The sequence below is a fragment of the Methyloceanibacter sp. wino2 genome (assembly GCF_003071365.1).
Taxonomy (GTDB): Bacteria; Pseudomonadota; Alphaproteobacteria; order Rhizobiales; family Methyloligellaceae; genus Methyloceanibacter.
On the sequence record NZ_CP028960.1, the window covers coordinates 701,789 to 722,141 of the forward strand.

At 62.9% G+C, this 20,353-nt stretch carries 24 protein-coding genes; 1 reads left to right on the forward strand and 23 read right to left on the reverse strand.

Annotated features, from left to right (window positions below):
- Window positions 1-26 precede the first annotated feature (26 nt).
- Together DCY11_RS03205 and DCY11_RS03210 are read right to left on the reverse strand one after the other, a co-directional pair.
- Complete coding sequence (locus tag DCY11_RS03205; protein ID WP_108681231.1) at window positions 27-380, reverse strand: hypothetical protein; 354 nt, start codon at window positions 378-380, stop codon at window positions 27-29.
- Window positions 381-421: 41 nt separating this feature from the next.
- Window positions 422-697: a hypothetical protein gene (locus DCY11_RS03210; RefSeq protein ID WP_159079768.1), complete on the reverse strand. Its 276-nt coding sequence runs from the start codon at window positions 695-697 to the stop codon at window positions 422-424.
- Window positions 698-940: 243 nt separating this feature from the next.
- On the opposite strand from DCY11_RS03210, the gene DCY11_RS03215 reads away from it, so the two are divergent.
- Window positions 941-2,500 carry an MFS transporter gene (locus DCY11_RS03215; protein ID WP_108681233.1) on the forward strand — a complete coding sequence of 520 codons (1,560 nt, stop codon included), beginning with the start codon at window positions 941-943 and terminating at the stop codon, window positions 2,498-2,500.
- A 24-nt stretch (window positions 2,501-2,524) separates the two neighbouring features.
- Here the strand turns inward: DCY11_RS03215 and modC are convergent, their stop codons facing one another.
- The 21 genes from modC to nifE form a co-directional block, all read right to left on the reverse strand.
- Complete coding sequence (gene modC / locus DCY11_RS03220; protein WP_108681234.1) at window positions 2,525-3,613, reverse strand: molybdenum ABC transporter ATP-binding protein; 1,089 nt, start codon at window positions 3,611-3,613, stop codon at window positions 2,525-2,527.
- Entirely contained in the window at window positions 3,610-4,278 is a 669-nt protein-coding gene (modB, locus tag DCY11_RS03225) for a molybdate ABC transporter permease subunit (RefSeq protein WP_108681235.1), read from the reverse strand. Before modB ends, modC begins: the two co-directional genes overlap by 4 nt.
- Window positions 4,279-4,302: 24 nt before the next feature.
- Complete coding sequence (gene modA / locus DCY11_RS03230) at window positions 4,303-5,064, reverse strand: molybdate ABC transporter substrate-binding protein (protein WP_108681236.1); 762 nt, start codon at window positions 5,062-5,064, stop codon at window positions 4,303-4,305.
- 550 nt (window positions 5,065-5,614) lie between these two features.
- Window positions 5,615-5,908: a ferredoxin family protein gene (locus tag DCY11_RS03240; RefSeq protein WP_108683642.1), complete on the reverse strand. Its 294-nt coding sequence runs from the start codon at window positions 5,906-5,908 to the stop codon at window positions 5,615-5,617.
- A gap of 49 nt (window positions 5,909-5,957) precedes the next feature.
- Window positions 5,958-7,265, reverse strand: a complete 1,308-nt coding sequence (locus tag DCY11_RS03245; RefSeq protein ID WP_108681238.1) for an FAD-dependent oxidoreductase — start codon at window positions 7,263-7,265, stop codon at window positions 5,958-5,960.
- A gap of 9 nt (window positions 7,266-7,274) precedes the next feature.
- Window positions 7,275-8,390 carry an electron transfer flavoprotein subunit alpha/FixB family protein gene (locus DCY11_RS03250; RefSeq protein WP_108681239.1) on the reverse strand — a complete coding sequence of 372 codons (1,116 nt, stop codon included), beginning with the start codon at window positions 8,388-8,390 and terminating at the stop codon, window positions 7,275-7,277.
- A gap of 18 nt (window positions 8,391-8,408) precedes the next feature.
- Complete coding sequence (locus tag DCY11_RS03255; protein ID WP_108681240.1) at window positions 8,409-9,254, reverse strand: electron transfer flavoprotein subunit beta/FixA family protein; 846 nt, start codon at window positions 9,252-9,254, stop codon at window positions 8,409-8,411.
- Window positions 9,255-9,477: 223 nt separating this feature from the next.
- Window positions 9,478-9,822, reverse strand: a complete 345-nt coding sequence (gene nifW, locus DCY11_RS03260) for a nitrogenase stabilizing/protective protein NifW (protein ID WP_108681241.1) — start codon at window positions 9,820-9,822, stop codon at window positions 9,478-9,480.
- The gene (gene cysE / locus DCY11_RS03265) at window positions 9,819-10,568 is read right to left on the reverse strand and encodes a serine O-acetyltransferase (protein ID WP_108683643.1); all 750 of its coding nucleotides are present in this window, start codon (window positions 10,566-10,568) and stop codon (window positions 9,819-9,821) included. Before cysE ends, nifW begins: the two co-directional genes overlap by 4 nt.
- Window positions 10,569-10,615: 47 nt before the next feature.
- The gene (gene nifV, locus DCY11_RS03270) at window positions 10,616-11,779 is read right to left on the reverse strand and encodes a homocitrate synthase (protein ID WP_108681242.1); all 1,164 of its coding nucleotides are present in this window, start codon (window positions 11,777-11,779) and stop codon (window positions 10,616-10,618) included.
- Window positions 11,772-12,962 (reverse strand): cysteine desulfurase NifS, encoded by a 1,191-nt coding sequence (nifS, locus tag DCY11_RS03275; protein WP_108681243.1) that lies wholly within the window; start codon window positions 12,960-12,962, stop codon window positions 11,772-11,774. Before nifS ends, nifV begins: the two co-directional genes overlap by 8 nt.
- Window positions 12,959-13,984, reverse strand: a complete 1,026-nt coding sequence (locus DCY11_RS03280; protein ID WP_108681244.1) for an iron-sulfur cluster assembly scaffold protein — start codon at window positions 13,982-13,984, stop codon at window positions 12,959-12,961. The genes nifS and DCY11_RS03280 overlap by 4 nt, the downstream gene beginning before the upstream one ends.
- 27 nt (window positions 13,985-14,011) lie before the next feature.
- On the reverse strand, window positions 14,012-14,332 hold the full coding sequence (locus DCY11_RS03285) for an iron-sulfur cluster assembly accessory protein (protein ID WP_108681245.1): 321 nt from the start codon (window positions 14,330-14,332) through the stop codon (window positions 14,012-14,014).
- 160 nt (window positions 14,333-14,492) lie between these two features.
- Window positions 14,493-15,008: an iron response transcriptional regulator IrrA gene (gene irrA, locus DCY11_RS03290; protein ID WP_108681246.1), complete on the reverse strand. Its 516-nt coding sequence runs from the start codon at window positions 15,006-15,008 to the stop codon at window positions 14,493-14,495.
- Window positions 15,009-15,035: 27 nt separating this feature from the next.
- Complete coding sequence (locus DCY11_RS03295) at window positions 15,036-15,752, reverse strand: nitrogen fixation protein NifQ (RefSeq protein ID WP_245409431.1); 717 nt, start codon at window positions 15,750-15,752, stop codon at window positions 15,036-15,038.
- An 11-nt stretch (window positions 15,753-15,763) separates the two neighbouring features.
- On the reverse strand, window positions 15,764-16,075 hold the full coding sequence (fdxB, locus tag DCY11_RS03300) for a ferredoxin III, nif-specific (protein ID WP_069444374.1): 312 nt from the start codon (window positions 16,073-16,075) through the stop codon (window positions 15,764-15,766).
- A 41-nt stretch (window positions 16,076-16,116) separates the two neighbouring features.
- The gene (locus DCY11_RS03305; protein WP_108681247.1) at window positions 16,117-16,323 is read right to left on the reverse strand and encodes a CCE_0567 family metalloprotein; all 207 of its coding nucleotides are present in this window, start codon (window positions 16,321-16,323) and stop codon (window positions 16,117-16,119) included.
- Between the two features lie 34 nt (window positions 16,324-16,357).
- Window positions 16,358-16,858: a NifX-associated nitrogen fixation protein gene (locus DCY11_RS03310; protein WP_108681248.1), complete on the reverse strand. Its 501-nt coding sequence runs from the start codon at window positions 16,856-16,858 to the stop codon at window positions 16,358-16,360.
- Window positions 16,851-17,261: a nitrogen fixation protein NifX gene (gene nifX / locus DCY11_RS03315; RefSeq protein ID WP_069444631.1), complete on the reverse strand. Its 411-nt coding sequence runs from the start codon at window positions 17,259-17,261 to the stop codon at window positions 16,851-16,853. Before nifX ends, DCY11_RS03310 begins: the two co-directional genes overlap by 8 nt.
- Window positions 17,262-17,307: 46 nt before the next feature.
- Window positions 17,308-18,681, reverse strand: a complete 1,374-nt coding sequence (nifN, locus tag DCY11_RS03320; protein WP_108681249.1) for a nitrogenase iron-molybdenum cofactor biosynthesis protein NifN — start codon at window positions 18,679-18,681, stop codon at window positions 17,308-17,310.
- A 6-nt stretch (window positions 18,682-18,687) separates the two neighbouring features.
- Window positions 18,688-20,352: a nitrogenase iron-molybdenum cofactor biosynthesis protein NifE gene (nifE, locus tag DCY11_RS03325; protein WP_108681250.1), complete on the reverse strand. Its 1,665-nt coding sequence runs from the start codon at window positions 20,350-20,352 to the stop codon at window positions 18,688-18,690.
- Window position 20,353 lies beyond the last annotated feature (1 nt).

The following is a 20,353-nucleotide window of genomic DNA, read 5'->3' on the forward strand; positions in this document are numbered from 1 at the left end:
GGCCGGGCGTCGGTCCCTCGGGTGCCCTACTCTACCCGTTTGACAGGGGTCGCCTTCGCCCCTTCGTCCGTGACCGGTGTTCCGGGCCGATAGGCGGTCTTGGAGTAACCATCGCCGTCTTGGGTGAGCTTGGTCGTCCAGCCGGTGGTCCATTTGATGACGGCGCTTGCGCCGTCCACCGACCACGCCCCTTCGAGGACATGGCCCTGCTTTTCGCCGTGCGCTTTGGAATCAGCCCCGAGGGTGATCGTGAAGGTGTTGCCCTTCGTATCCTCGGTCACATATTTCCCGGCCCAGTCGCCGGCGACCACGGCGCTGACGCTCAACAGCGTCAGAAGCATCGCGGCGAAGATGCCGAGGAATTGTTCGTGCTTTGTCATGGATGTTTCTCCCCTGGGGTTCATCGGCCCGCTTGGCGATCCTAACGTGACTTCTTTCTGCGCCGGTCGACTTCCCGCTGGCTCACTTCTCCGGACTGGACCAGCGCACGCACGCATGCGTCCGACAATTTGTCGCCGTGCCGGTTCATGCAATTGCGCAAGGCGTTGGTTTCGAGTCCATACTCGCTGCAATACTTCTTGTAATCGGCCCGGCAGTACTTGCGCACCGCATCGCTATAGGCGGAGGCGTTGGCGACGCCCATCTGGGCCGCACCCGCCAAGAACGAAACGATCGCGACGATGACAAATTTCTTCATAACGGAATTGTCCTCCCCGTTGTCTTCGTGCTGCTCCCCCGGGGCGGCGTCGGTCACACCTACGCTCTTCTCTCTTCCTGGCGTTGATGCCAGTCAAGATATTGCGCCTCAACGGTGCCGCTCACGGAGCCTCATAGGCGATTTGCCATAGGTCGCATGATCCCGGCAAGCGTGCGGCCGCGCGCAATAGTCATTACTCTGTGCTAGACGGGGGTCGGGGCGAGCGAGCATCAGGGGGACTTCATGACATCGGCGACCGATCCAGCCGGCCGGAAGCATAGTTTCTGGCTGGTTGTCGTGGCGGGTTGCGTGGGCGCATTCGCTGTCGCCTACAACACGACCGCCGTCATGACTGCCCTCCCGGCAATGAAGTCGGAACTCGATCTCGATCTCGACACGCTGCAATGGGTGATCAACATCTACATGCTGTTCGGCGCGGCGACGCTGGCGGCCATGGGCCATCTCGGCGACACGTTCGGCATGGCCCGTATCTTCCTGTGCGGCATTGCCTTTTTTGCACTCGGCTCGATCACCATCGCCGTTGCGGACGGGGCGATCCTGCTGCTCATGGGACGGGCCTTTCAAGGCCTTGGCATCGCCGCGGTCATGGCCGCTTCAGTCGCTCTGATCAGCCGATCGACCCCCGCCGACCAGCGCGCATCCGCCCACGGCGTTTGGGCGGCCGCCGTGGCCTTGGGTTTCGCTCTCGGGCCGCTGATCGGCGGCGCGCTGACCGATGGCATCAGCTGGCGTGCGATCTTCGTGCTCGATCTGGCGATTCTCGGAACGGCTGCCCTACTGTGCCTGTGGGTCATGCGCGCCGGACTGACGCCGGCCGTGCTCGAGGGGGGCAAGCGGACGGACTTTGCCGGCATCGCGCTACTGTTCGTGACGCTTGCGGCATTCCTCTACGCCCTGACCTGCGGCCCCCTATACGGCTGGACCTCGCTGCAAGCGCTCGGTCTGTTTGCGCTCACATTATTGGCCGGCGCCGGGTTCGCGGCCCGGGAATTCTACTCGGCGGACCCGCTCGTCCGTTTCGACTTTTTCCGCTACCGGAACTATTCGGCGGCGGCGGCCGGCATGTTCTTGAGCGGGTTCACGCAGATCGGAATTCTCTTCTTCGTCAACTATTACATTCAGGCCCCGGAGGGCCTGGGCTTCAGTGCCCTGCAGGCGGGACTCGCGCTCCTGCCCTTCACGGCCGTGATGTTCGTGGTCTCCCTTGTGGCGCCACACACTATTTCACCGAAGCGCTATGGCATTTGGGCGACCGTCAGCATGGTGGCCCTTGCGATCGGCTTCTGGCTGATGCACGGCGTCGATCACCAGACCCCGTTTGAGGACATCTGGTGGAGGCTGACCTTCATCGGCGTCGGCGTGGGGCTGACGATGACGCTCCTGCCCCGGATCGGTTTGGACGCCCTGCCCGACACCAACGCGGGGCAAGGCTCCGGTGTCGTCAATACGTGCCTGTATTCGGGACTGGCGGTCGGAACGGCGCTCGGCGCCGTCGTCGCGCTCCAAACCAAGCGCCGCATCATCGATCCGTTTATCGACGGCGTCGGCAGCGCGCTGCCCGATGCGCATGCGTTGAAAGTCACGTTGGTCCACGGCTCCGAAAGCCAAGTCACCAAGGCCCTGGCGCAACTCCCGGCCGGGGACGCGGCGAAGGTTCAATCGGCCCTGTTGCAAGCGTTCGATGCCGGCTTCTCCGGCGTCATGATTCTCATGACCGCAGCCGCGCTGATCGGCGTGGTTCTCTGCGCTGTCCTTATCCGCTCTCGGAAGACGCCGGCCTAGCGACCGCGTTCGGCGACCGCTGCGCTAGGTCCGTGCGAGTGCGACGGCCTTGATCTGCGCCACGACCGTGTCACCTGGCTTGAACCCGAGCCGGTCCCACGACAGACGCGAGACGCGGCTGAGGAGCGGCGCCCCACTTCCGTCTTCCCCCAGCTTGAGCCGGACGGTCATCTGCGTGTCGCCGATGGGCTGGACCGTATCGATGCGGACCGGCAGCGCATTCAAGATCGTACTGTCCTTCAACGCCTCGCGGCTGAGGCTCACGTCGCTGGCCTCGATCCGCAATCGCCGGGCCGATCCTGTTGGCCCGATATCGCCCGCAACGAGAAGCGTGCCGCCGGGCACGTCAACGGTCGCGAGCCCGTAGCCCGGGTCGTACTCCATGACGGTGCCATCGAGAACAGAGGCCGGCTCCGGCATGCGCACCAAGGGCAAGCTCGGATCGGACAGCAATTCGGCGATGGGGCCCGCGGCGCGCACTCCACCATGCCGCATGAGAATCAGAGTGTCTGCCAGTCGTTCGATCTCGCCGATATCGTGACTCACATAAAGTACCGGGATCGATAGAGCTCGGTGCAGTTGCTCGAGATAAGGCAGGATCTCTTCGCGCCCCATACGGTCAAGCGCTGACAGCGGCTCGTCCATCAACAGCAGACGGGGCTGCGACAGCAGCGCGCGGCCGATAGCGACACGCTGGCGTTCGCCGCCCGACAGACGCGACGTGGGCCGATCGAACAGCGGCGCGATGGCAAGAAGCTCGACCACGTCGTCGAAGTTGATCGTCTGCCTGCCGCCTTTGGCCCGTTTGGCGCGCTTCTGCCCGAACGCGAGATTGTCGCGCACCGACAAATGCGGAAACAGGCTCGCTTCCTGAAACACGTAGCCGATCGCGCGGCGGTGCACAGGCACGAAGCGCCGTCCCTCCTGCCACACCTCGCCGTCGACCACGAGTTTGCCCTGCGCCAAGCGCGTGAGACCGGCCACGCAGCGCAACACCGTCGTCTTGCCGCAACCGGAGGGGCCGAACAATGCCGTGACCCCTTCACTCGGCGCGGCAAACTCCACATCGAGCTTGAAGCTGCCTTGCTGACCTGAGAACTGGGCCTCGATCACGGGCGCTCGCTCTTGAAACGCGTTTCGACCATTCGCATCGCGAGGATCACCGCGAAGGACAGCACCAGCATCGCACCGGCCAGCACATGCGCTTTGCCCCACTCCAGCGTTTCCACAAAGTCGAAGATGGCGATGGAGAGGACCCTGGTCTCGCCCGGGATACTCCCGCCGATCATCAGCACGACACCGAACTCGCCCATCGTGTGCGCGAACCCCAAAATAGCGCCGGTCAGAATTCCCGGCAGCGCCAATGGCAAGGCCACGTTGATGAAGGCGTCCAGGGGCCGCGCCCGTAAGGTCGCGGCGGCTTCCCAATGGCGCTCGCCCATCGCCTCGAACGCTGTGCGAATCGGATTCACGACGAAGGGCATAGAATAAAGTACGGAGCCCACCACGAGCCCCTCGAAGGTGAAGGGGAGCGACCGGCCGATCAGCGCTGTGATGGGGCTATTCGGCCCCATGGCGATGAGCAGGTAGAATCCGAGGACGGTCGGCGGCAACACGATGGGGAGCGCGACCAGAACCGCCACGATCTCCTTGCCCCGTGCCTTGCTGCGCGCGAGCCACCACGCGAGCGGGATGCCGAGGATGAGAAGAACGAACGTGGTGACCACCGCGAGCTGCAGCGTGAGCAGGATTGTCTCGATCAGCGCTGCATCGAACATGTCCGTTCTCCCCCGTTAGTCCTCTCACGGCATCTTGTAACCGAACCCCTCAATCACTTTGACGGCTTCGGGGCCTTTCAGGAACTCCAGAAAGGCCTTGGCGGCCTCATTCTCACTGCCATGCGCCAAGAGAACCGCGTCTTGCCGCAAGGGGCGATACATGTCGTCGGGCACGGTCCAACTCGAACCCGTGTCGTTGTCCTTGACCTGCGAGGCCGCAACAAAGCCCACCTGCGCATTACCGGTAAACACGAACTGGTAGGTCTGACTGACATTCTTTCCCTCAACGAGGCGCGGTTCAAGCGCCTCGAGAACGCCGAGTGCCTTCATGGTCTCGACAGCAGCAGCGCCATAGGGTGCGGTGGCCGGATTGGCGATCGCGACATGGCGCAGGGTCGGGTCGGACAGAACCGCCGGGGTGCCGTCGATCCGATCCGGATCCGCGCTCCAAAGAACGAGAACACCGATTGCATAAGTGAAACGCGTTCCCGCAACGCCGAGCCCTTCTGTTTCCGCCCGCTCGGGCCGCGCTTCATCCGCCGCCAAGAAGGCATCGAACGGGGCGCCGTGCGCGATCTGGGTGAAGAGTTGCCCGGTCGAGCCGAAGCTGAATTCGACGTGGTGGCCGGTCGACTCCTCGAAGGCCGAACCGAGTTCCTTCGCGGCCGATGTGAAATTAGCGGCAACGGCAATAGTCGCGTCCGCGGCACGGACAGTCGTTACCGGCAGGCACGCCAGCGTCGCCACGACGAGACCAAAACAGAATCTCAGCAGTGTGTGTGTCATTGTACTCCGTCGCACAGGAAAGCCGATGGCCGCAGCATTGGCAGGCGTCATCGGACGTGACAAGAGCCGTCAGTGCCGCAGCCTTACGCACAATACTTTGCGGTATTGGCTTGTTGGTTGGTTCCGGGCCGTGCGCCCGATCAGTCCAATGTGCAGGCTTCGTCGCAAGATGCTCTGCACGAGATCAAAGAATCATGACTTTCTTCGTCATCATTGAGGCCAAGTATGATCTTGATCATTTGTGGGAGGCAACTACCGCAGTCCGTGCGTTTGCCGAGAGCCCGGCAGATCAGCCCCGCCGTCAGCACCACTCCTGGGTCGAGCGTTCGCAGCGACGCGACAGCATCATGGATGTCCCTCTCGCAGATCTGCTGACAGGAACAGACCATCATGCTCCTGCCGGCGCCGGCGAGACGCGAGGGCCGCTCAAAATCGGCTTGCCGCGCCTCCACTCCAGAGAGTTTGGCGATCAAGCGGCTGTCCGAGTAGCCCGTGTGCGGTGGCACGAGCCTTGTGTGGCGCGACATCGCAGCCCCCGACTACTTCGAGCCTAGCCGAACTTGAACGAGATGCCGTAGCCCCCGCGCGGATAGTTCCACTCTATGTCGCCCGACGCCTCACCGATAATCCGGCAGGTTCCGCACTCGATGCAGCCATCGGCGGTGAGTTCCACCTGCCCCTTGTCATTCAGCTCGTAGCAGCGGGCCGGACAGGCGGTGAGCAGCGCGCGGAGCGGCTCGGTGGGCGTATCGTGTTCGCGCACCTTGATATGCACCTTGCCCGCGTCGACCTGGTAGCGGTTCTGGTAAAGCTTGTCTTCCACTCGAACGGAGAGATCAGTCATTTCCGGCACCTCCGGTTTGGGTTGTGGCCACACACATCATCAGATCAACTCAGCGCCACGCGCGGGCAAGGCGGACGGCATCGCCGGCCAGTCCCCACCATGAACGCGCGGACACAAAAGACTTCAGAGTCGCTTTTTCCTTCTGGGCCTTCGGCGTGCCGTCGACACGCAGGAAGTCCTGCATCGCTTTCGAAACAAGCTGCGGATAGGTGAGGAAGAAGTTCTTGGACTGCGTATGCAGCAATGCGGGCATATCCTTGTACTTCTTCAGATCCTTCATCACGAACGAGTCGTCGATCATCGTCTTGTAAAGCGACAAGTTCTCCGCAGTCATGGGCTCGCGGCGCGACTTCACCTGGAAGATCGCCTCTGCCGCGAGGCGCCCTGAGGTCATGGCGAGGTTCGAGCCTTCGCGATGGATCGCGTTGTTAAGCTGCGCGGCGTCGCCGACCATGACCCAGCCGTCGCCGAAGAGTTGGGGAATGGCCTTGTAGCCGCCTTCGGGAATGAGGTGGGCGGAGTATTCCTTCACCTCGGAGCCCTCGATGAGAGGCGCCACGGACGGATGTTTCTTGAAGCGCTCGATGAGGTCGTAAGGTGTCTCGCCCGTGCTCTGGAAGTCCGAAACGAGGCAACCGATCCCAAGCGAGATGCACTCCTTGTTCGTGTAGATGAAGCCCATGCCGGTCATGCCCTGCGAGATCGTACCGGCGGCTTCGATGACGACACCTTCGTCGCCCTTGAGGTTGAAGCGCGCCTCGATCGTCTCGCTGGGCAGAAAGTGCATTTCCTTCACGGCAAGCGCCACCTTGTCGGCCTCCGGCCGGTCGCGGAGTCCCGCGCGCGAGCCGAGCAGACCGCTGACGCCTTCCGCCAGCACCACGACATCAGCATGCACCTCGCCATCGGCGCGGTCGGTCTTCACGCCGATGACCCGGCCCTCTCCGTTCTGCACAAGCCCGGTGACAGTCGTCTCGCAGATCACCAGCGCACCGGCGTCGCGCACCTTCTGAGAGAACCATTTGTCGAACTGGGTGCGGATGATGGTGTAGCGGTTCGGCTTCTCCTCGTTGAAGTCATCGGACCGGTACTGCATGCCCGTGTGGGAGCGGTCGTCCATCATCCAGAAGCGCTGCTCGACAAGGTGCCGCTCGAGCGGTGCATCCTCGCGGAAGTTCGGGATGATCTTCTCCAGCATGTCCGCATAGAGAATGGCGCCTTGGACGTTCTTAGCGCCGGCGTACTCGCCGCGCTCGAGCTGCAGGACTTTAAGTCCACGCTCGGCCAAGGTGTAAGCCGCGGCGTTTCCGGCCATGCCGGCTCCGACAACGATTGCATCGAATCTTTCGTCGATCATCTCGCTCTCCTAGCTCGCCAGCTTGTCGCGGTTGTGGGGCGACAACCGCCGGCGGAACGCCTCGGTCAACGCCGGCAGTAGCTTGATGGCGTCCGCGACGAGGCCGACATGGGCGAAGTCGAAAATGGGCGCGTTCTTATCCGTATTGATCGCAACGATGAGATCGGACCCTTCGACTCCCACCCGGTGCTGAATCGCGCCTGATATGCCAGCGGCGATATAGAGCTTGGGTCGGATGGTCTTTCCGGTCTGCCCGATCTGCCGATCGCTCGGCACCCAACCCTTCTGCACGAGGGGACGGGAACAGCCGTATTCGGCGCCGAGCGTCGTCGCGAGCTGCTTGACCAGCTGGAAGTTCTCCGGCGACCCCAGACCCATTCCCCCCGCGACCACCACGTCCGCATAGGCAAGGTTCGACGTGGCCGCGTCGCGGGCCGGAAGAAAATCCAGCACCTTGGTGACGATGTCGTCCTCGACCAGCCCCAGCGGGTGGGTGATGACTTTTCCGACGGGCCGCTCGACGCGCTCGGGCATCGGCATCACGCGGGGGCGCACCGTCGCCATCTGCGGCCGATAGTTGAGCGTATAGATCGTGCACAGAAGGGAACCGCCGAAGGTCGGCCGCGTCGCCGCAAGCGACTTGTCGTCGTCCACGTCGAGCTCGGTGCTGTCAGCGGTCAGTCCGGTCTTCAGCGTGGTCGCGACCGAGCCCGCCAGATCGCGGCCGAGCGTGGTCGCGCCGAGAAGCAGGATCTCGGGCTGGTAGGTGTTGACCAGATCGGTCATCGCCTTGGTGTAAGGCTCGTTACGGTAGTCCCTGAGCAGCGGGTCCGCGACGAGATAGGCGAGATCGGCGCCGTAGTTGAACGCCTCGGCCACCACGTGCTGGGTTTCCGCGCCTTCGGGCCCCAGAACGACTGCGGCGAGGTCCACATCCAGCTTGTCCGCGAGCTTGCGGCCTTCACCCAGCAGCTCCCAGGAAACAGGATGCACCTGGCCACGCTCTTGCTCGACGAAAACCCAGACGTGCTTGTAGGGCTTGAAGTGGTCCGGCAATTCTTTCTTCGAAGCCGCGCGGCCGCCGGCTTGAGGCTTGGCAGGAGGTGTTTTGGGAGCGTCAGCCATGCGTCGTCCTTCTTCCCCTCAATAACCGCTCGCGAGCGCGGAGAGATCGTCCTCAAGGGCGGGCTGCCGCTTGAAGATCTCGTCAATCAGCGCTTCGGCCGGCACTTGGTCCTCGGTCTCGATGAAAGCCGCCTTCTCCGAGCGTGCGCTCGGCGCGAACACCTTCTTGACGATCGTCGGCGAACCGCGAAGGCCGCATTTCTGCATGTCCTCGATACCGGCATCCGCCGCGCTCCAGCGGACGACCTCCGCACGCGCCGCCGCGATGGCTTCTTCCAGCGTGCCGCGCCGCAAGTCGTTCGTGCCTTCCAGCATGGCGACGAGAACGGGCAGCTGGCTCTTCAGCACCTGAACGCCGGCCTCGGAACGGCGCTCGACCACGATCTCCTTGGCGTCCGTGTCGACGGAATCGATCTTGGAAATGTAGGTCAGCTGCCGGAGGTCGAGGCGCTTGGCGATGCCCGGTCCGACCTGGGCCGTGTCGCCGTCAATCGTCTGCTTGCCGGTGAAGACGATGTCGGGCGCACCGAACGTTTCACCGATCTTCTTGATGGCTGTGGCCAGCGCATAGGTCGTGGCCAGCGTGTCGGAGCCTGCGAAGAATCGGTCCGTGAGAAGGACCGCGCGGTCGACGCCGAACGAGAGCACGCGGCGCAAGGAGTCCTCGGCCGATGGCGGCCCCATGGTCAGCACCGTGACCTCGCCGCCATGCGTGTCGCGGAGACGCAGCGCTTCTTCAACGGCGAACAGGTCGTAGGGATTGATGATCGTGGGCACGCCCTGGCGCATGATCGTATTGGTCACGGGGTGAACGCGGATCTGCGCCGAGTCCGGAACCTGTTTTATGCAAACGACGATATGCATCGGGATCTTCTCCTAGCGAGGCCACGCGGCCTTGGAGAATAGATGAGCAAACGGCGTGCCAAGGTCTCTCCGCTCAAAATAATCATTCAATTCCAATGCTTTATACTGAACCCCGACCGAACCGTTCGAAACCCGACAGGTCCGGCTGCGCATGCATTCGAACGGGCTTGTCGGGAACGCGACAGTCGCGCGATGGGAAGCGGGCGACTGCGAATGCCGCGCCTTATTTGAGCGAGTCTAAAGAGACGAAGTTCGCCGGCGCTTCGGGCTCGGCCTTCGGCGCGATGGCCTCTTTGTGCACCTTGAAAACGCGCTCATCGATCGGCGAGGACTTCACGAAATCCTCGTAAGCGCGTTCGAGAACCGCCTTGCAGCGCGCTTCGACGTCCGCATCCGACACGCCGTCGAGGTCCTCGCTTGCGAGGTACTCCCCCATCCTTCTCAGGATATGGAGCCGCGCCACGTTCACGACCTTGGGGTCGTACCCGACGCCGAGAATGTCGAAGAACTCTTCCGCCGCTGACGCATCGTTCAGTTTGGCGAGAATGTTTCCATCGGAGGTCGTCATGAGCAGGGCTCCTCTTGATCGTGCTTTTCGTCAGACCGCTCTTCGCGCACATGCCGTTGCAGAAGCCCAAGCCTCGCCTCGACGAAATCAACCCGGTCGATGATGTGCGACAGCGCCGCGCTGACAGGGTCGGGCATGAAGTGGTGATTGAGATCGATGCGGCCGACCTTCTTGCCCGCGCCGTCCGGATAAACGACCTTCGCCGGGATGCCGACCACGGTCACATCCGCGGGCACGTCGTTCACGACGACGGAGTTGGCGCCGACGCGGGTTCCGCGGCCGACGGTTATGGGGCCGAGTATCTTGGCGCCCGCGCCGACCACCACATCGTCTTCGAGGCTCGGGTGCCGTTTCCCCGGCGACCAGGTCGTTCCGCCCAGCGTCACGCCGTGATAGAGCGTCACGTCGTCACCGATCTCGGCTGTTTCGCCGATGACGACGCCGGCACCGTGATCGATGAAGAAGCGCCGCCCGATCGTCGCGCCCGGATGAATATCCACATTGGTGAGGAACCGTCCGAGCCAGGACAGGAACCGGGCCGGGAAGCGCCATCCTCGCCGCCAAAGCCTATTGGAGAGGCGGTGCCAGATCACGGCGTGGACGCCGGGATAGGTGAGCAGGCTTTCGAGCTCGCCCCGCGCGGCCGGATCGCGCAGCTTCACGCAGCGAAGGTCTTCGCGGAGCAGGCGCAGCAGGGACAGTTGCTCAGCCGCCTCGCCGGAGGTCGAAGAATCCTCGATCGGCACATCCGCATCGCTCTCGGTGATGTTCACGCTATCGGTCACGGCCGGCCTCACATCGCAACTTCGAGCACCGACTCACGATGGACCTCTTCCCAGATCTCGGTGAGGTCCTCGGCGGTGACGGGATTCTTGGTGGTGGCAGCTTGCTCGCGCACGCGCTCGAGGATCGCACGCAACTCAAGTCCGTTGGCGGACAGGTTGAGGTTGGACAGGGAGGCGGCGAGCGCCGCGAAGCCGGAATGCTTGCCCAAGACGATGGAATGGGACCGTCCGAGGGTGGACGGGTCCAACGACTGGTACGTCCGCGCATCCTTCAGCAGGCCATCGACGTGAATACCCGACTCATGGGTGAACACATGATCGCCGACGATCGCCTTGTTGAGTGGGATCGGACGCGCGGCGGCGGCCGAAACCAGGAACGCGATGGAACCCAACGCCGTCATATCGACGGCCGTATCGCAACCGTAGAGATGGTGAAGGCTGACAGCCACTTCTTCCAGCGGCGCATTGCCTGCCCGTTCGCCGAGCCCGATGACCGTGACCGAGGCGTGGGTGGCGCCGGCACGGATCGCCGCCAGCGTATTTGCGGTCGCAAGCCCCAGATCGTCATGGGCATGAATCTCGAGTTCCAGCGCGGTTTCGGCGCGCAACGCCGCGACAAGGCTGTAGGCTGCGAAGGGCTCCAACACACTTAAGGTATCAGCGACCCGGAACCGTCGCGCTCCGGCCTGTTCGGCTGCCTTGACCACCTCAATCAAAAAGGCCGGATCGGCGCGCGATGAGTCCTCCCCGCCGACCGCGACGTCGAGGCCGCGCTCGCGCGCATAGCCAACGACGTGCACGAGCCTATCGAGCGCCTGCTGCCGGCCGCCATGAAGTTTCGCGGCGATCTGAACGTCGGAAACGGGAAGCGACAGATTGACCATCGGCACGGCCGACGCCAACGCCGCATCGACGTCGTCGCAGCTCATGCGGCACCAGGCGATCGGCGTCGCGGGCAAGCCCGCCTCGACGACCGCACGAATGGCGGCAATCTCCTGTGCGCCCATGGCCGGCGTGCCGACCTCGATCTCCGGAACGCCTGCGTCGGCGAGGGCCGAGGCGATTGCCAGTTTTTCCTCAAGGCTGAAGGCGACGCCCGGCGCCTGTTCGCCATCGCGCAGGGTTGTGTCGTTGAGCACGACCGGCAGCGGTGTCGTCGGACGGTCAAGCATAAGCGGTCTCCTGGGTAGCCGTATCGCTTGCCTCCCCGTAAGGAGAGATTTCCCGCAGCTTCGCGATGATGCCCGGCAACACGTCGAGCACGCGATCGATCTCGGCTTCGGTGTTGTCTCGCGACAGGGAAAAGCGCACGGCGCCGCGCACGGCCGTCTCGGGAACACTCATCGCCTGAAGCACGTGCGACGGTTCGAAGGAGCCGGACGAACACGCCGAGCCGGATGAGGCGGCGATGCCTTCCTTGTCGAGCAGCAAGAGGATGCTTTCGCTCTCGATGTAGTCGAAAGCCACGCTCGTCGTGTTCGGCAGGCGGTCGTTGTCTGCGGCAACGATGTAAGCGTTCGGGATATCGCGAAGGCCTGCCTCCAGCTTTGCTCTCAACGGCTTCAGGTAGTCGGCATCGGCGGCCATGCGTTCGCCCGCGAGTTCCGCGGCTTTGCCCAGCCCCACAATGCCCGGCACGTTTTCCGTTCCGGCGCGGCGCCCGCGCTCCTGGTGGCCGCCTTTGATCTGCGGGCGGAACCGCAAGCCCTTCCGCAAGTAGAGGGCGCCCACGCCTTTCGGCCCATGCAGCTTGTGACCCGAGAGCGAGAGCATGTCGATCTGCGTAGCTTTCAGGTCGATCGGAATCTTACCGACGGCCTGAACGGCGTCCGTATGGAAGACGGCGCCCACTTCCTTGGCCATCTCCGCAAGCTCCACGACCGGCAGGATCGTGCCGGTCTCATTGTTCGCCCACATCATGGAGACGACCGCGACCCGCTCTGACAAGGCTTCCTTGTAGGCGACGACATCGATGCGGCCATTCTTGTCGACGGGGATCGTGTGAACGCGAATGCCTTTGTTCTTCGCAAGCCAGTCGGCGAGCGTCCGCACCGCGGAATGTTCGATCGCGCTGATGATCATTTCGCGGCGAAGTGGCGCGCTTTCCAGCGCCGAGACGATCGCCGAATTGACGCTCTCGGTTCCGCCGGAGTTGAACATGATCTCGTGGGGATAGTCCGCACCAAGCAGAGACTGCACCTGCGTGCGCGCCTTCTGCACGGCCATGGCGGCCGCTTCGCCGGGACCGTGTTTCGAGGACGGATTGCCGAAGGTCTCGGTGAAGAACGGCAGCATGGCGGCGAGCACATCGGGATCGACGCTGGTCGTCGCGTTATGGTCGAGATAAATGGTCATTGCACAGGCACCACGCGCAGCGGCATGCCGGTCTTCTCGATGAGCCGCTGTTGCACCCCGCTCAAGGTCACCGAGGCCATCTGACATCCCATGCAGGCGCCGGTGAGCCTCACATAGGCCGTGTTCTCCTTGACCTCGACGAGCTCGCAATCCCCGCCGTCCGCTTTGAGGTGCGGACGGAGCTCATCGATGGCCTTACTGACGACCTCGATCCGCTCTTCCTGATTGAGTTTGGCGAACGCGGCCATGCCTTGGGGTGTCGGCTGCGCCTCCTGGCCGCTGGTCGGCGCCGCATTCGGTCTCGCAATCCCCGGACCGATCGACTTCCCGTTGGCCTCGGTCACACCGTTTGGCTTCGCCGGCGCGCCATTGCCGTTCATCTGGAACTTCGCCGGCATGAAGTGCGAGGCCTTCACCGGTGCCTGGTAGGCGTCGGCCGCGGCGAGGATGCCCTCTTCCACCATGTCGGCGTTGACTTCGGCGAGCAGCGCCTCAATCGGCTTCTTGCAGCTCTGGCAGCCGCCGCTGACCTTGGTGTAGTTCGTGACTTGGCCCGGCAGTGTCAGCTTGTTGGCGCGGATGATGCGCTCGAGAAACGCCTTGCGCGCTGGGAAGCACTTGCAGATCGTCTCCGAGTCATCCGCGCCGTTCTGGCCGCGATAATGCGCAATGGCCGTTTGCAGCGCTTCCTGGCCCAGCACGGCGCAGTACATCTTGTCGTCCGGCAGTCCGCCGAGATAGTCGACGATGTCGGCGTCCGAGACAGCGCTCGCGTCGTCGATCGTCTTGCCGATGACAATCTCCGTCAGCGCGGAGGCGGCGGCAATCGACACGCCGCAGCCGAACGACTTGAAGCGCGCGTCCGTTATGACGCCCGAGTCCGGGTCGACCTTGATGGCGATCTTCAGGGCATCTCCGAAGGCGATCGTACCCGCCTGCCCTTCCGCGTCGGCCTGCTCGAGGACGCCGACATTGCGCGGGTTGAGAAAGTGATCTTGGACTTTATCGGAGCACTGCCACATGCACGCTCTCCTTGCCGGGCCGAACGGTCAGCCGAACGACTTGCCGCAGGAGCACTGCGACGCCGCGTTCGGATTCTCGAAAACGAAGCCAGACCCCTGCAGACTGTCGACGAAGCCGACGGTCATGCCCGAAAGGAGCGGCTGGGAGTCGGGATCGACGAAGACTTTGACGCCCGAGGACTCGAACACCGCGTCGTCCTCGCGAGGCTCGGTGTCGAGGCCCACCAGATATTTGTGGCCGGCGCAGCCACCGGTCTCCACCATGATGCGGAAGCCCGCACCCACCTTGCCAGCACGCTCCATCGCGCCTTTCACGGCGGTCGCGGCTTCCGGCGTCAGGTTAATCATCGACGGCACCTCCAGGTCATGTCCTCAGACACAAGTCGTGTCTCTTGACCCTTGACGGAGCAATCCGCGTGCCATCCGTTAACTTGTTGAATTTACGTGAGTTATTCCGGCGCTCGATTGTCGGGTTCGTGACATGCGTCGGATACGCGACGATGTCGGGTCACGCGGTCTCGGGCGCGTCCTTCTTCCGGCGCAAGCGCACCACCACGTCGACCCGGTCGATTTCGAACCCATCGGGCGCGACCGGCAGCTTGCCGAACTCGACGTCACCGTCCGGGATGTCGAACAGCACTTCTTCGCCGCTGACGAAGAAGTGGTCGTGGTCGGTAGGGTTGGTATCGAAGTAGGACTTGGCACCATCGACGCCGACCTGCCGCAACAGGCCGACCTCGGTGAACTGGTTCAGCGTGTTGTAGACCGTGGCCAGCGATACGTTGATCTTCGCCCTGACGGCCTCTTCACGCAGAAGCTCTGCGGTGATGTGCCGGCCACCCTTCGAGAACAGCAACCAGCCGAGCGCCATGCGCTGGCGGGTCGGCCTGAGATTGACGGCACGCAGCATCTCTTCATAATCGCGCCAGGGGCAGCCAGACAGCCCGGCGCGCAAGGCCGCCCCTGGACGCGACTCCTCCGCCGAGGTTTCATCGACAGAGAACTTTTTGAAGTCTGGTTGCATCGTCGTTTCCGCCCTTCGGGTCTTTTCTTACGTCGCTTCGTCGAGGTCTTCAGCCCGGCGGGCGGCGGCCAGACGGCTCTCGCCGGTCTCCTCGCCGAAGCACAGGTCGAATTCGTTGCAGTCGGAGCACACCGGCGTGCTGCACAGGGTGAAGCCCTCGCCTTCGCAGAGCTTGCGGTAGAAGAAGCGCTTCCAGCGCATGTTTTGGGTATTGCCTGCGGCCAGTGGTGCGAAGTGACGTTCCAGAAGGCGCACAAGCTCCTTGCGATCGCGCAGGCCGAGATCTTCCCATAGATGGCTCGGCTCCATGCAGCGCCGCGCAATCATATGCGCCAGCAGGCGGCCGGCCTCTCCCTCGCTCGAGCGGTTCGCCAGCAGAAGCTCGCGCACCATCGCGATCTCGTCTTCGTCTTCCGTTGCGCCATCCGGGTACCACGCGGTCGCCAGCGGTACGGCGTGGGAGAACCAGCGCCAGAGCAGAAGATCGAGGTCGGACGCGGTCAACCCGGCCTGACCCGCGACCTTGCCGTCTTCGGTCGCAGACACGGCCAGAATGGAGGCGAAGACATGCGCGTCGAAGTTTTCGTCGTCGACCGTCCAGAGGTCGCTCGGATCGCGCCGCGTCAACATGCGATAGGTCGCAATACCGAGCCCGGCCGCGTTGGAGTCCTTGCCCTTCAGCGGGGGCCACGGTCCATCCGCTGCAACTTCGAATCCCTCGGGGAGAATAACAGGCTTTGTCACGGTGCTTGTCCCTAGGCCGCGGCGGATTCGAGCTCGCTCGCAGGCGTGAAGCTCTGACAATCCTTCGGACACACGCGATTGCAGGCGGAGCAACCGATGCAGTTGCCCGGATTCTCCATCACCATGACGAGACGATCGTAATCGTCACCGTCATCGTCTTCCGGGTCGAAGGGAACGAGGTCGCCGTCTTCGGTCATGCCCTGAAGATTCATGACGTCCCGGCCACAAACCTTGTGACAGCGCCCACACCCAATGCAGGTTTCCGAATTGATCGCCGTGAGATAGGTGGGCTCCCAGGGCTTCCCGTCTCGCCTTGTGAACATTGCTTCGTCCCTTCCTTGGGTCTGGAGAGAGGCTTCCCCCGCTACGAGGCGAGCGCTTCCTGCTCCTTCAGTTCCTTACGAGCCGCCTCGAGAGCCTCGTAGGCGTCGTAGGCCTGCTGCGCCACGGACATGATGTTCGTCCAGTCGATCGGCAGATCCTCGGCGAGGTCGTGCAGGTTCATTTTCTGGGTCACGGCACGCGACGACAGCTTCTTGATCTTGGTCTTAAGTTCCTCGACATCGGACATAACGACTTCCTTTCTCCTTGTGCGTGTTCGGTCCCTAGTAGTTCGCGACCTCGGGAAACTTGCCGATCATTTCCACGGCGGAGGCCACGGCCTTGTCGCCTTCCGAGGCGAGCTTCTCGAAGCTCGGGAACCCGAAGCGGTGTACGTCCCGCAAATGTTTGTTGATGACGATCAGGCGGCCGGCGGCCAGGATCATCCGACCGAAACCTTCGTGATGCATCTTCATCATCGGCGAGACCATGATCCCGGTCTCGCGCTCGATGGCGAGGCCGATGGCGTTGTAATAAAGCTCGAGCCGCCACAACGTCTCCGGATCCGGATCGCCCATGATCGGGATCTGCTTGCGCTTTTCCTTGTCGAGCACATAGGGCTCGAGCAGTTCGAGATCGCTCTTGCTTTCCCAGACGCCATGGGTGTCCTGCGCCCGCCACTGCTTGATGAGTTCCTGGAAGAACGGCGAGTCCGTCGGGATCGTCTGTTCGGGCGCGGGCGCGCTCTCGTCGGTTTCAGCGATTGCTTCTGCGGCTTCAGCCATGTTGCACCTCGTCTTCGAAATCGAATGTCCGTTCCTTGCCCTTGAGCAGCGCCTTGCGCAGCCAGGGCGGCGGCGTGCCCTGAAGAACGCCGCAGAGCTTGTCGAGGAGCATGTCGATCTCCTCGGACTGCGTGACCTTGATGGGGTGAATGTTGTTCGCGACCACCCGCGCCGCGCCCGACCCGCCGATGGCGGCGACGTACAGAATTGCGCAGTCCTTGATGGCCTCGATCTTGGGAAGGAGCTTGTCCTCGTTCCCGTCTTCCTGAAGGTCGCCGTCGAACTGGATCGCCTCGATGAAGCGATGGCCATCCGCAGAGATCTCGTGGATGGCGAGATTCTTCGCCCAGCCGAAATGCGCATCGACGTGCTTCAGGTCTTGCGTCGAGAACGCAACCTTCAACGTACCGGTCTCTTTCGTCGCTTCCATGGCTAGTCTCGACCTCCTCTCAATGAGCCGCAAACGCCTCACTTGTGTCATCCGAAACCTCTGCGGTGTGGCGCCACGTTTCCGTATTGGGCTCGTGCGCGTTCGCTATGAAGATGTTGCCAATGTCGAAGACGAGATCGCGCGTGCCGCGATATCCGACCGTGGTTAGATGCGCGGCGCCCAGCCGATCGAACATGGGAAGCCCCATGCGGAAGAACGGAATGTCCAAACGCTCGGCGGCCTGCCGCCCATGGCTATGGGTTATGAGCAGATCGCAGCCTTGGGCACGCTCTTCGAGATCTTCGAGGTCGCCGATCAGGACTTCGTCCGTCTCGATCTGTTCGAGCAGCGGACCGTGCGTCGTCGTCACCGCCGCTTCGATGTCACAACCCATCTCGGTCAGGAAGGACGAGACGGCCCAGAGCAGATCCGGCTCGGCGCCGATAGCGATCTGCTTGTTGCCGAAGAAGAAGTGCCCGTCCAGCATCGCGTCGACGAGCTGGCTGCGTTGGCGCCGCCATTTCTGCGGCACGGGCTTCCCGCTCAGCCGCGACAGCAAGGCGATGAGATCGTCGTTGGGCGCGAGCCCGGTCAGCCTGTCGTAGAGCGTGAACGGGACGCCGGACTTCTCCTCGAGGGCTTCGGCGGCGGCACGCATCTGTTCGCCGATCGCGATCGTCCAGGCCGAGGATCCCAGCTTTGCGACGTCCTTGACCGTGATCCCGCCAAGAGTTGTCGGCGTAAATTCGTCCGGGATGCGTCCATCGACCGAACCCGACAGGTCCGGCAGGAACATCGGCTCCAGCCCGAAGGACTCGATGATGTCGCGAATTTCGTAGAGGTCCCCGGGGGTCAAATGGCAGCCCGGCAGCACATTGATGCGCCTGTCGGAACGCTGTGCTTCGGGCGCCGCGGTCTCGACGATCTCGTCGATGATCCGCGTGACGGTGCGCGCCCAGCCATCCTGGAACGCGTCCTTGAAGTCGGGAGTCGAGACATAGACGATCGCGATGTCGTCGAGCTCCGGGTGCTTGTCGCGAATGAGCTTGATGTAGCCGTCGACATCGTCGCCCTTGGTCTCGGTGACACCCGTCGAGCAGATACCGATGATTGCGGGCTTGGTGCGCTTGGCGATATTGACGATGGCTTGCTCGACATTGTCGAGCCCGCCCAACACCGTCGCCACCTCGCTCATCGCCGTCGTTTGCATGGGGATGGCTTCGCGGAAATGGCGCACGAACAGCACCAGGCCGAACGAGGTACACCCCTGGCTACCGTGCAGCAGCGGCATGGCCCCATTGAGGCCCATGAAGGCGAGTGCACCGCCAATGGGCTGGCTCATCTTTAGCGAATTGACCGTACAGGCCTTCTTGGAATTGCGGACCTCAGCCATGACGCTCTACGCGGCCTCCGCCTTGTCCGCGGTCAGCCCCGCGAGAATTCCGGCAATCCGTTCGTGGCAGCCGCCGCAACCGCCGCCGGCATTGGTGGCCGCTGTGACCTCGTCGATGGTCGTCAGGTGATCCGCCTTGATGGCGTCTTCGATCGTTCCCGTATCAACGGTCTTGCAGTTGCAGATTTGGGTGCCGCGCCGCTTCTCCTCGGCGAGTACCGGGTCGGCGGCAATAGCGGCGGCTTCCGCTTCGGCTTCGGCCAGCGCGCGGCTCTCCCAGCTCTCCTCGCCGTCGTCCCAGGGCGCGGCCCTGCGCACCTGGTCCCAAATGGGATTGTACAGCGCCTTGTCGATCTCACTGACCAGATCGACCATGCCTTCGTAGCCGGCAAACGCATGATGGCGTTCCTGGTTGATATCGAGCCACGGCATCTTCGCCTTGAGCGCGATGAACTGGGAGCGGCCGCCGGAGAGCATGATGTCGGCCTGTGCGTCGCTCAGCATCTTGAACATCTCGCGCGGCGTCATGTCTTCGATCATGTGGGCGTCCTGCCCCATGAGTTCCTTGATCTTCTCCTTGTCCTCCTTGGTGGACTTCTTCACCGAGGTGCCGACTAGTTCCAACCCGGCTTCCTGCAGGGCTGCGACGACGGACCACGATTTGACCCCACCCGTGATGAGCAGAACTTTCTTGCCGGTGAGACGCTCTTTGTAGGGTGCGATGCGCTGCCAGGCGCGCGCCTCTTCGCGCTCGATCACAGCCTCGGTGCGATCCATGAGTTCCGGATCGGCGCCCTTTTCGATCAGAAGCCGCGCAATCTCGCGCAGCGAGTCGCTCATGTCGCCAATGCCGTAGAACGAACCCTCGAAGAACGGGATGTCGTAACGCTCTTCCATCTTGCGGGCGATATTGATCATGGCCTTCGAGCAGACCATCATCGCGGCCTTCGCACGGTGGGAGCTGGCGACCTCGTGATACTTCGCGTCTCCCGAAATGCACGAGAGGATGCGGATGCCGAGTTCATCGAGCAGCGGCTTCACCTGCCAGAGCTCGCCCGCAAGGTTGTACTCGCCGATAATGTTGATGTCGTAAGGGGTGGTGTATTCGGGCTCTTCCGTGCCGATCACGTGGTCAAGCAACGCTTCGCCCGCAAGCTTGTTGCCAAGGTTTTTCGGCCCAACGAAGCCCGGCGAGATCACAGGCACAATCGGCTTGCCGAACTTTTCGGTCGCCGCCTTGCAAACGGCGCCGATGTCGTCCCCGATCATGGCGGGTACGCAGGTCTGATACACGAACACGGCCGGCGGGTCGTATTTGTCGAGAATTTCCTTGATGGATTTGAACAGATGCTTCTCGCCGCCGAAGACCACGTCGGTCTCGTTGATGTCGGTGGTGAAACTGGTGCGGTAGAGGCGCGACCCGGACGATTTCGCACCTCTATTGTCCCATGAGTTGCCTTCGCAGGCGATGGGCCCATGCACCAAATGCGCGACATCGGTGATGGGCTGGAGTGCAATCTTGGCGCCGTCGAAGGCGCAGCCGCCGGCTGCGCCTCCAGGCTGGAGCTGCTTGGTGCAGCCCTTTTTGCGTTCCTTATCCGACTTGCCCTGATTCTTGGCACAGCCAGGTTCGTTGAAGACGTCCTGTACCTTGTCTGCCAATGAGCTCATC

Coding starts and splice junctions, on each gene's coding strand:
- irrA (WP_108681246.1), bottom strand. CDS start 15,008: ATGCAACCAGACTTCAAAAAGTTCTCTGTCGATGAAACCTCGGCGGAG.
- nifE (WP_108681250.1), bottom strand. CDS start 20,352: ATGAGCTCATTGGCAGACAAGGTACAGGACGTCTTCAACGAACCTGGC.
- fdxB (WP_069444374.1), bottom strand. CDS start 16,075: ATGTTCACAAGGCGAGACGGGAAGCCCTGGGAGCCCACCTATCTCACG.
- nifS (WP_108681243.1), bottom strand. CDS start 12,962: ATGACCATTTATCTCGACCATAACGCGACGACCAGCGTCGATCCCGAT.
- DCY11_RS03215 (WP_108681233.1), top strand. CDS start 941: ATGACATCGGCGACCGATCCAGCCGGCCGGAAGCATAGTTTCTGGCTG.
- DCY11_RS03240 (WP_108683642.1), bottom strand. CDS start 5,908: ATGACTGATCTCTCCGTTCGAGTGGAAGACAAGCTTTACCAGAACCGC.
- DCY11_RS03245 (WP_108681238.1), bottom strand. CDS start 7,265: ATGATCGACGAAAGATTCGATGCAATCGTTGTCGGAGCCGGCATGGCC.
- modA (WP_108681236.1), bottom strand. CDS start 5,064: ATGACACACACACTGCTGAGATTCTGTTTTGGTCTCGTCGTGGCGACG.
- DCY11_RS03285 (WP_108681245.1), bottom strand. CDS start 14,332: ATGATTAACCTGACGCCGGAAGCCGCGACCGCCGTGAAAGGCGCGATG.
- DCY11_RS03310 (WP_108681248.1), bottom strand. CDS start 16,858: ATGGCTGAAGCCGCAGAAGCAATCGCTGAAACCGACGAGAGCGCGCCC.
- DCY11_RS03280 (WP_108681244.1), bottom strand. CDS start 13,984: ATGTGGCAGTGCTCCGATAAAGTCCAAGATCACTTTCTCAACCCGCGC.
- DCY11_RS03250 (WP_108681239.1), bottom strand. CDS start 8,390: ATGGCTGACGCTCCCAAAACACCTCCTGCCAAGCCTCAAGCCGGCGGC.
- DCY11_RS03205 (WP_108681231.1), bottom strand. CDS start 380: ATGACAAAGCACGAACAATTCCTCGGCATCTTCGCCGCGATGCTTCTG.
- DCY11_RS03210 (WP_159079768.1), bottom strand. CDS start 697: ATGAAGAAATTTGTCATCGTCGCGATCGTTTCGTTCTTGGCGGGTGCG.
- nifW (WP_108681241.1), bottom strand. CDS start 9,822: ATGACGACCTCCGATGGAAACATTCTCGCCAAACTGAACGATGCGTCA.
- nifV (WP_108681242.1), bottom strand. CDS start 11,779: ATGCTTGACCGTCCGACGACACCGCTGCCGGTCGTGCTCAACGACACA.
- nifN (WP_108681249.1), bottom strand. CDS start 18,681: ATGGCTGAGGTCCGCAATTCCAAGAAGGCCTGTACGGTCAATTCGCTA.
- DCY11_RS03305 (WP_108681247.1), bottom strand. CDS start 16,323: ATGTCCGATGTCGAGGAACTTAAGACCAAGATCAAGAAGCTGTCGTCG.
- DCY11_RS03255 (WP_108681240.1), bottom strand. CDS start 9,254: ATGCATATCGTCGTTTGCATAAAACAGGTTCCGGACTCGGCGCAGATC.
- modB (WP_108681235.1), bottom strand. CDS start 4,278: ATGTTCGATGCAGCGCTGATCGAGACAATCCTGCTCACGCTGCAGCTC.